Annotated in this window: 7 protein-coding genes and 1 pseudogene; 7 read left to right on the forward strand and 1 reads right to left on the reverse strand. The window is 72.3% G+C overall.

The features are described from left to right. The first annotated feature begins 141 nt into the window (after positions 1-141). The 6 genes from EES42_RS29405 to EES42_RS29430 all read left to right on the forward strand — a co-directional run bounded on the left by EES42_RS29405 (position 142) and on the right by EES42_RS29430 (position 4,667). Positions 142-444: an urease subunit gamma gene (locus tag EES42_RS29405; protein ID WP_124721299.1), complete on the forward strand. Its 303-nt coding sequence runs from the start codon at positions 142-144 to the stop codon at positions 442-444. Next, entirely contained in the window at positions 441-761 is a 321-nt protein-coding gene (ureB, locus tag EES42_RS29410) for an urease subunit beta (RefSeq protein WP_124721300.1), read from the forward strand. The genes EES42_RS29405 and ureB overlap by 4 nt, the downstream gene beginning before the upstream one ends. Before the next feature lies 1 nt (position 762). Continuing rightward, on the forward strand, positions 763-2,466 hold the full coding sequence (locus EES42_RS29415; protein WP_124721301.1) for an urease subunit alpha: 1,704 nt from the start codon (positions 763-765) through the stop codon (positions 2,464-2,466). Continuing rightward, positions 2,466-3,131 (forward strand): urease accessory protein UreF, encoded by a 666-nt coding sequence (locus EES42_RS29420; RefSeq protein ID WP_124721302.1) that lies wholly within the window; start codon positions 2,466-2,468, stop codon positions 3,129-3,131. Before EES42_RS29415 ends, EES42_RS29420 begins: the two co-directional genes overlap by 1 nt. Positions 3,132-3,234: 103 nt before the next feature. Further along, the gene (gene ureG / locus EES42_RS29425) at positions 3,235-3,903 is read left to right on the forward strand and encodes an urease accessory protein UreG (RefSeq protein WP_124721574.1); all 669 of its coding nucleotides are present in this window, start codon (positions 3,235-3,237) and stop codon (positions 3,901-3,903) included. Further along, positions 3,900-4,667, forward strand: a complete 768-nt coding sequence (locus tag EES42_RS29430) for an urease accessory protein UreD (protein ID WP_124721303.1) — start codon at positions 3,900-3,902, stop codon at positions 4,665-4,667. Before ureG ends, EES42_RS29430 begins: the two co-directional genes overlap by 4 nt. Here EES42_RS29430 and EES42_RS29435 read toward each other — a convergent pair. Then, complete coding sequence (locus EES42_RS29435) at positions 4,654-5,883, reverse strand: MFS transporter (protein WP_241196648.1); 1,230 nt, start codon at positions 5,881-5,883, stop codon at positions 4,654-4,656. The genes EES42_RS29430 and EES42_RS29435 overlap by 14 nt on opposite strands. Positions 5,884-6,129: 246 nt before the next feature. Between EES42_RS29435 and EES42_RS29440 the strand changes: the two are divergent. Continuing rightward, a pseudogene (locus tag EES42_RS29440) lies at positions 6,130-6,657 on the forward strand (DinB family protein). Positions 6,658-6,679 lie beyond the last annotated feature (22 nt).

Genomic DNA, 6,679 nt, shown 5'->3' on the forward strand with positions numbered 1-6,679 from the left:
GTATATGGTGGGCGATAAGGGCAGAAAGGGACTTATCGCGGAGCGGTGCAAGTTGCCACGGCGTGGCCGGGAGGCTTATAAGAGGAACGTGGCCAGGGCGATTCCGGGAATTCCGGGGACTGCCGCCATGGAGGTTTCCCAATGTTTCTCACTCCGTCCGACACGGAGAAATTGCTGCTGAGCGTCGCCGGAATGGTCGCTCGTGACAGGCGGGATCGTGGCGTTCGGCTCAACTACCCCGAGGCCGTCGCGCTGCTCTCCTGCTGGGCCGTGGAACGCGCCCGCGAGGGTGCCCGCGTCAGTGACCTGATGGTCGCGGGGCGGAATGTCCTCACCCGCGCTGACGTGCTGGAAGGCGTTCCCGAGATGCTGCATGACGTCCAGGTCGAGGCGACCTTCCCGGACGGGCGCAAGCTCGTCACGATCACCTCGCCGATCCCGTGATCCCCGGTGAGATCCGGACCGGACCCGGTGAACTGAAAATCAATGACACTCGCACTCAATTGCATGTGACCGTAGTGAATGACGGTGATCGTCCCATTCAGATCGGCTCGCATCTGCATTTCTCCGACGCGAATCCGGCGCTTTCTTTCGACCGGTCCCTGACCGAAGGATTCCGGCTCGACATTCCCTCCGGCACTTCTCTGCGCTTCGAGCCCGGAGTGGGCGCCGAGGTCACCCTCGTCGAGCTGGGAGGCCTCCGGAAGGTGCCCGGCATCGTCGTGCCGGGGACCCGCGCCGCCCGAACGGATGGCATATGACATGGCACGAATGACCCGCGCCGCCTACGCGTCGCTCTACGGCCCCACCACCGGCGACCGCGTCCGCCTCGCCGACACCGACCTCTGGATCGAGGTCGAGGAGGACCGCTGCTTCGGAGGCGACGAGGCCGTGTTCGGCGGCGGCAAGTCCATCCGCGAATCCATGGCCCAGTCCACCGCCGCACGCGCCGACGGCGCCCTCGACCTCGTCATCACCAATGTCGTCGTCCTCGACCACTGGGGCATCGTCAAGACCGACGTGGGCGTCCGGGCCGGCCGCATCGTCGCGCTCGGCCGCTCCGGAAATCCCGACATCAGCGACGGCGTCCACCCCGGCCTGGTCATCGGACCCGGCACCGACGTGGTCTCCGGCGAGGGCCGCATCCTCACCGCCGGAGCCGTCGACACCCACGTCCACTTCCTCATGCCTCAGACCCTGCACGAGGCCCTCGCCACCGGCACCACCACCGTCATCGGCGGCGGCACCGGCGCCACCGAAGGCTCCAAGGCCACCACCGTCACCCCCGGCGCCTGGAACCTCGCGATGATGCACCGGTCCCTGGACCGCGTCCCGCTCAACGTCATGCTCTTCGCCAAGGGCTCCACCGTCGGCGAAGAGGCCCTGCGCGAGGCGGCGCTCGGCGGGGCCGGCGGCTACAAGGTCCACGAGGACTGGGGCGCCACCCCCGCCGCCATCGACGCGGCACTGAAAGCCGCCGACGCCCATGGGCTCCAGGTCGCCCTGCACGCCGACAGCCTCAACGAGGCAGGCTACGTCGAAGGAACCCTCGACGCGATCGCCGGACGCGGCATCCACGTCTTCCACGCCGAGGGCGCGGGCGGCGGCCACGCACCCGACATCATCACCGTCGCCTCCCACCCCAACATCCTCCCGGCGTCCACCAACCCCACGCTCCCGCACACCGTCAACACCGTCGCCGAACACCTCGACATGCTGATGGTCTGCCACCACCTCAACCCGCGCGTTCCCGAGGACCTCGCCTTCGCCGAGTCCCGCATCCGCGCCACCACCATCGCCGCCGAGGACGTCCTGCACGACATCGGCGCACTCTCCATCACCTCCTCGGACGCCCAGGCCATGGGCCGCATCGGCGAGGTCGTCTGCCGCACCTGGCAGGTCGCGCATGTGATGAAGCAGCGCTTCGGCGACCGCGGCAGCGAACTGCCCGCCGACAACGAACGCGCCCGCCGCTACGTCGCCAAGTACACGATCTGCCCGGCGGTCGCCCACGGCATCGACCATGTCGTCGGCTCCGTCGAACCGGGCAAGCTCGCCGACCTGGTGCTCTGGGACCCCGCCTTCTTCGGCATCCGCCCCGCCGCCGTCATCAAGGGCGGCATGGTGGTGTACGCGCCGCTCGGCGACGCCAACGCCGCGATCCCCACCACCCAGCCCGTCCTCATGCGCCCCACCGCCGCAGCCGAGGCCGCCCCGCACCTCTCGGTCAGCTTCGTGGCCCCGGCCGCCCTGGACGACGGACTGGCCGAACGGCTCGGTCTGGTACGGGAGCTGGTCGCCGTACGGCCCACCCGCCACCTCACCAAGGCGGACCTGCCGAACAACACGGCCCTCCCCGACATCGACGTCGACCCGGAGACCTTCGCCATCCGGATCGACGGAGAGCTCGTGGAGCCCGCGCCCGCCACCGAACTGCCGCTGGCCCAGCGGTACTCCATGTTCTGATGGCCGGCCTGGCACACCTGCTGCTCGGGGACGGACGGCTCCCGGTCGGCGCGTACACCTACAGCGCGGGACTCGAACCGGCCGTCGCGGCGGGCCTCACCCGGGACCGGATCCCCGCCCTGCTGCGGGCCCGGCTGCACACCGCGGCCGTCACCGAGGCCGCCGCCGCGGTACTCGCCCTGCGGGCCGCCGGGCGGGACCCGGTGGACTACGGCCCCGTACAGCAGGCACTCGCCGCCCGGACCCCGGCCGCGCCCCTGCGCGAGGCATCGGCGACGCTCGGGCGCGGCGTACAGCGCCTGGCGCGCAGGCTGGATCCCGGGCACCCGGCGGTCGCCGCCCTGTCCGGGATCGGCCCCCGCCCGCTGCGGCCGGTCGCCCTCGGCGCGCTCGGGGCCGTCATGCGGGTCACGGAGGAGGAGCTGGCGCGGGGCGTCGTCTACGACGAACTGCAGACCATCACCTCCGCGGCGCTCAAGCTGCTGCCCGGCGACCCGCTGGACTCGGTCGTCTGGATCCTCGACGCCGAGCCGCACGCGGCGGCCGCGGTGGCCGAGGCCCTCGCCGTGCGGACCCCGGCCGGGCTGCCCGCCCGTACACCCCCGCTCACCGAACAGTGGGCGCTCGAACACGCACAACGAGAACGGAGACTGTTCCTTGCCTGACCGGCACCCCGACACCACGCCTGACCGGCACCCCGACACCACGCCCGACCGGCACCCCGACCACAACACCCCGCACCTTCCCGACGGCCACCCCCGGCGCGCCCTGCGCCTCGGTGTGGCCGGGCCGGTCGGCACGGGCAAGAGCTCGATCCTCGCCACCCTCTGCCGGGAGCTGGCCGGCGAACTCGCCATGGCCGTCGTCACCAACGACATCTACACCGACGAGGACGCCCGGTTCCTCCGCTCGGCCGGAGTGCTCCCCACCGAGCGCATCCGGGCCGTCGAGACGGGCGCCTGCCCGCACACCGCGATCCGGGACGACGTCAGCGCCAACCTCGACGCGGTCGAGGACCTTGAGGAGGCGTACGGACCGCTCGACCTGGTGCTCGTGGAGAGCGGTGGCGACAACCTCACCGCCACCTTCAGCCCGGCCCTCGCCGACGCCCAGCTCTTCTGCATCGATGTCGCGGGCGGCGGCGATGTCGCCCGCAAGGGCGGCCCCGGCATCACCGGTGCCGACCTCCTGATCATCAACAAGACCGACCTCGCGCCCCACGTGGAGGTCGACGTAGCGGCGATGGTCGCCGACGCGTCGCGGGCCCGCGACGGCCTGCCGGTCCTCGCGCTCTCCAGGCACGACCCGGCTTCCGTGGCCCAACTCACCGACTGGGTACGGGAGTTGCTCGTGCGTCACCGCTCCGGAACCCATGTCCCCACGGACCCGGGCCCGATGGCGCCCCACAGCCACAGCCACAGCCACGACGGCTCGTGACCGGGGAGTCCGCCGAGCCCACGGTCGTCACCGTGGAGCTCGACTGTTCGGGCCGCCACATCGCCCGGGAACTGCGCCCCGGCGCCTTCCTCGCGCCCCGGCCCCTGCTGCCGTCCCCCGACCGTCTGCGGATCGCGCTGGTCGGCACCCGGGCGGGCCTGCTCGCGGGCGACGATCTGCGGCTGGACGTCTCGGTCGGCCCCGGCGCCCGGCTGGAGCTGGTCGAGCCGTCCGGCCTGGTCGCGTACGACCACCGTGGCGGCACGTCGAGCTGGCGGGCCCGCGTCGACATCGCCGAGGGCGGCGAACTCCACTGGGACGCACGGCCGTTCGTGATCTCGGCGGGTGCCCGGGTCGAGCGCTCGATGGAGGTGTCACTGGCGGCCGGGGCGCGCATGCTGTGGCGCGACACCCTGGTCCTCGGGCGTTCCGGAGAGCGGGGCGGCGGTGTGCGGGCGATGACGCATGCCACGTACGACGGCGGTGAGCTGCTGGTCGAGGACCTGGATCTCATGGACCCGGAAACGCGTGAACTCCCCGGCATCCTGGGCCCCAACCGCGTCATCGGTTCGGTCACCGCCCTCGGCACCGCCCCGGGCGGCCGGCCCCACCCGTACCGCACGGACCTGGCGGGGCCGGGTGCGCAGGTACGGCTGCTGGACACGGTGGCGCCGGCCGCCGAGGCGGAACTGGCCGCCGTCTGGGAGCAATGGCTCGCGGACGGCGGACCGGGAGTGCCGGGTCAGCCGGTCACGACCGGCTGACCGTACCGCCGTCCGTCGAGCCGCGAGTCACCACGGCCGCACACAACAGCGCGGGGACCGCCGCGACCGCGAAGCAGACGGCCGGCGACAGGTGGTCCACCAGCAGGCCCACCACCGCGACGCCCACCGATGACCCCGCGTTGATCGCGGTGTTCACCCAGGCACCCGCCTGCGTACGGCTGCCCGCGCCCACCGACTCGTCCGCGATGAGGTACGCGGTGGTCAGGGCGGGCGCGATGAACAGCCCGGCCACCGCGGTGACCACGACCAGGACGTAGACATTGGGCGACAGCCCCGCTCCGGCCATGGTGACGCCCAGGCCGACGGCCAGCAGCGGCAGCCGCACCCGGTTCGACGCCCGCCAGGAGACGGCGCCGTAGGCCAGTCCACCGACCGCGCTTCCGGCCGAGAGCGCGGCGAGCACCCATGACACCGCCCCGCTCTGGTGACGCTGCTCGGCGAACGCCACCACCAGCAGATCCAGACCTCCCAGGCACAGCCCAACGGCCGCCGTCACCAGCACCGCGCGCCGCAGCCCGGCGATGCCGAGCAGCCGCCGCCCGGCCGGCGGGACGTCCGTACCGGCCGCCGTTTCCTCGGGCGCCGCCGAACCCCTGCCGCGCACCGCCGGTGAGGAGACCAGTGCCAGCGTGCCCACGAAGACCAGCGCGGCGCTGATCGCGACCCCGGCCGCGGGCGGGGCGGACCTGACGACCAGGCCCACCAGCAACGGGCCGCTGACGAAGAGGAGTTCCTCGGCCACACCGTCCAGGCTGTAGGCGCGCCGCAACAGTTCCCGGTCGGCGACGAGGTCGCTCCACAGGGTCCGCATCACCGGCCCCAGCGGTGGAGTGGAGGCCCCCGCCGCGGCGGTCAGCACCCCCAGCAGGAACGCCGGGGCCCCCGGCCGCCAGGTGGCGTACGCCAGCGCGGCGAGCAGCACCGCGTAGAGGCCGGCCAGCGGCGGCAGGACCCGGCGCGGCCCGTACCGGTCGATCAGCGCGGCACGGGCGGGGGAGAGGAAGACGCTGGTCGCCCCGAACACCGCCATGACAGCCCCGGCGACGGAGTAGGAGCCGGTGGAGGCGTTCACTGCCAGCATCAGGGAAAGGGAGACCATCCCGTACGACAGCCGCCCCAGCAGGGCGGCGCCGAAGGTGCGGGTGGCATGAGGGGTGCGCAGGACGGTGGCGTACGAAGGCGTGCGTGAAGGCATGGGTGATGGCGAAAGCATCGATCTGTTCCTTGTGAGGGCAGCGCGGCAGAGGGCGCTGCGGGCATGCGGGGACACCGAAGTGCCGCACCCGGCGGAAGCGGGGGTGCGGTCAGTACGGGGTCCTACGCACGGGAGAGGAACATGGCGGCCAAGGTATCAGGGCGACAGGCCCGGGGGGAGGGGGAGTTCGGCGGTCGTGTCCGCCGGCACGTGAGGTGCCATGTGACATCGCCGCGGGTAGTGTCGATGCCCATGCCGCCCTCCTCGTACCCCTCCCGCGTGCGCCCCGACTTCGAAGCGGACGAGCGGACCCAGCTCGTCGGCTGGCTCGACACGCAGCGGGCGACGGCCCGATGAAAGTGCGAGGAGCTGTCGGAGGCGGACGCGCACCGCGCCGTTCTGCCGTCCTCGCCGCTCATGACGACGGCAGGTGTCATGTCACACCTCCGCTGGGCCGAGCACCTCTGGTTCGAGGTCGTCCTGCTGGGCCGCCCGGCCGTGGGGCCGGTGTTCGACGAGCCCGAGGACTCCGACATGAGGGTCGAGGGCGTTCCGCTCGCGAAGCTTCTCGACGACTACGACCGGCAGGTCGCGGTGTCGAACGAGATCTTCGCGGGACGGTCGCTCGACGACGTGGGCCGACACCCGGACTTCGAGGCGTCGGGCGCGAGCCTGCGCTGGATCATGTTCCACATGATCGAGGAGACCGCCCGGCACGCGGGCCACCTGGACGCCATCAGGGAGCTCCTGGACGGCCGGACGGGCCACTACTGATCTGCCCGCCGCCCGCCGCCCG

The organism is Streptomyces sp. ADI95-17 (assembly GCF_003846175.1).
GTDB classification, from domain to species: Bacteria; Actinomycetota; Actinomycetes; order Streptomycetales; family Streptomycetaceae; genus Streptomyces; species Streptomyces sanglieri.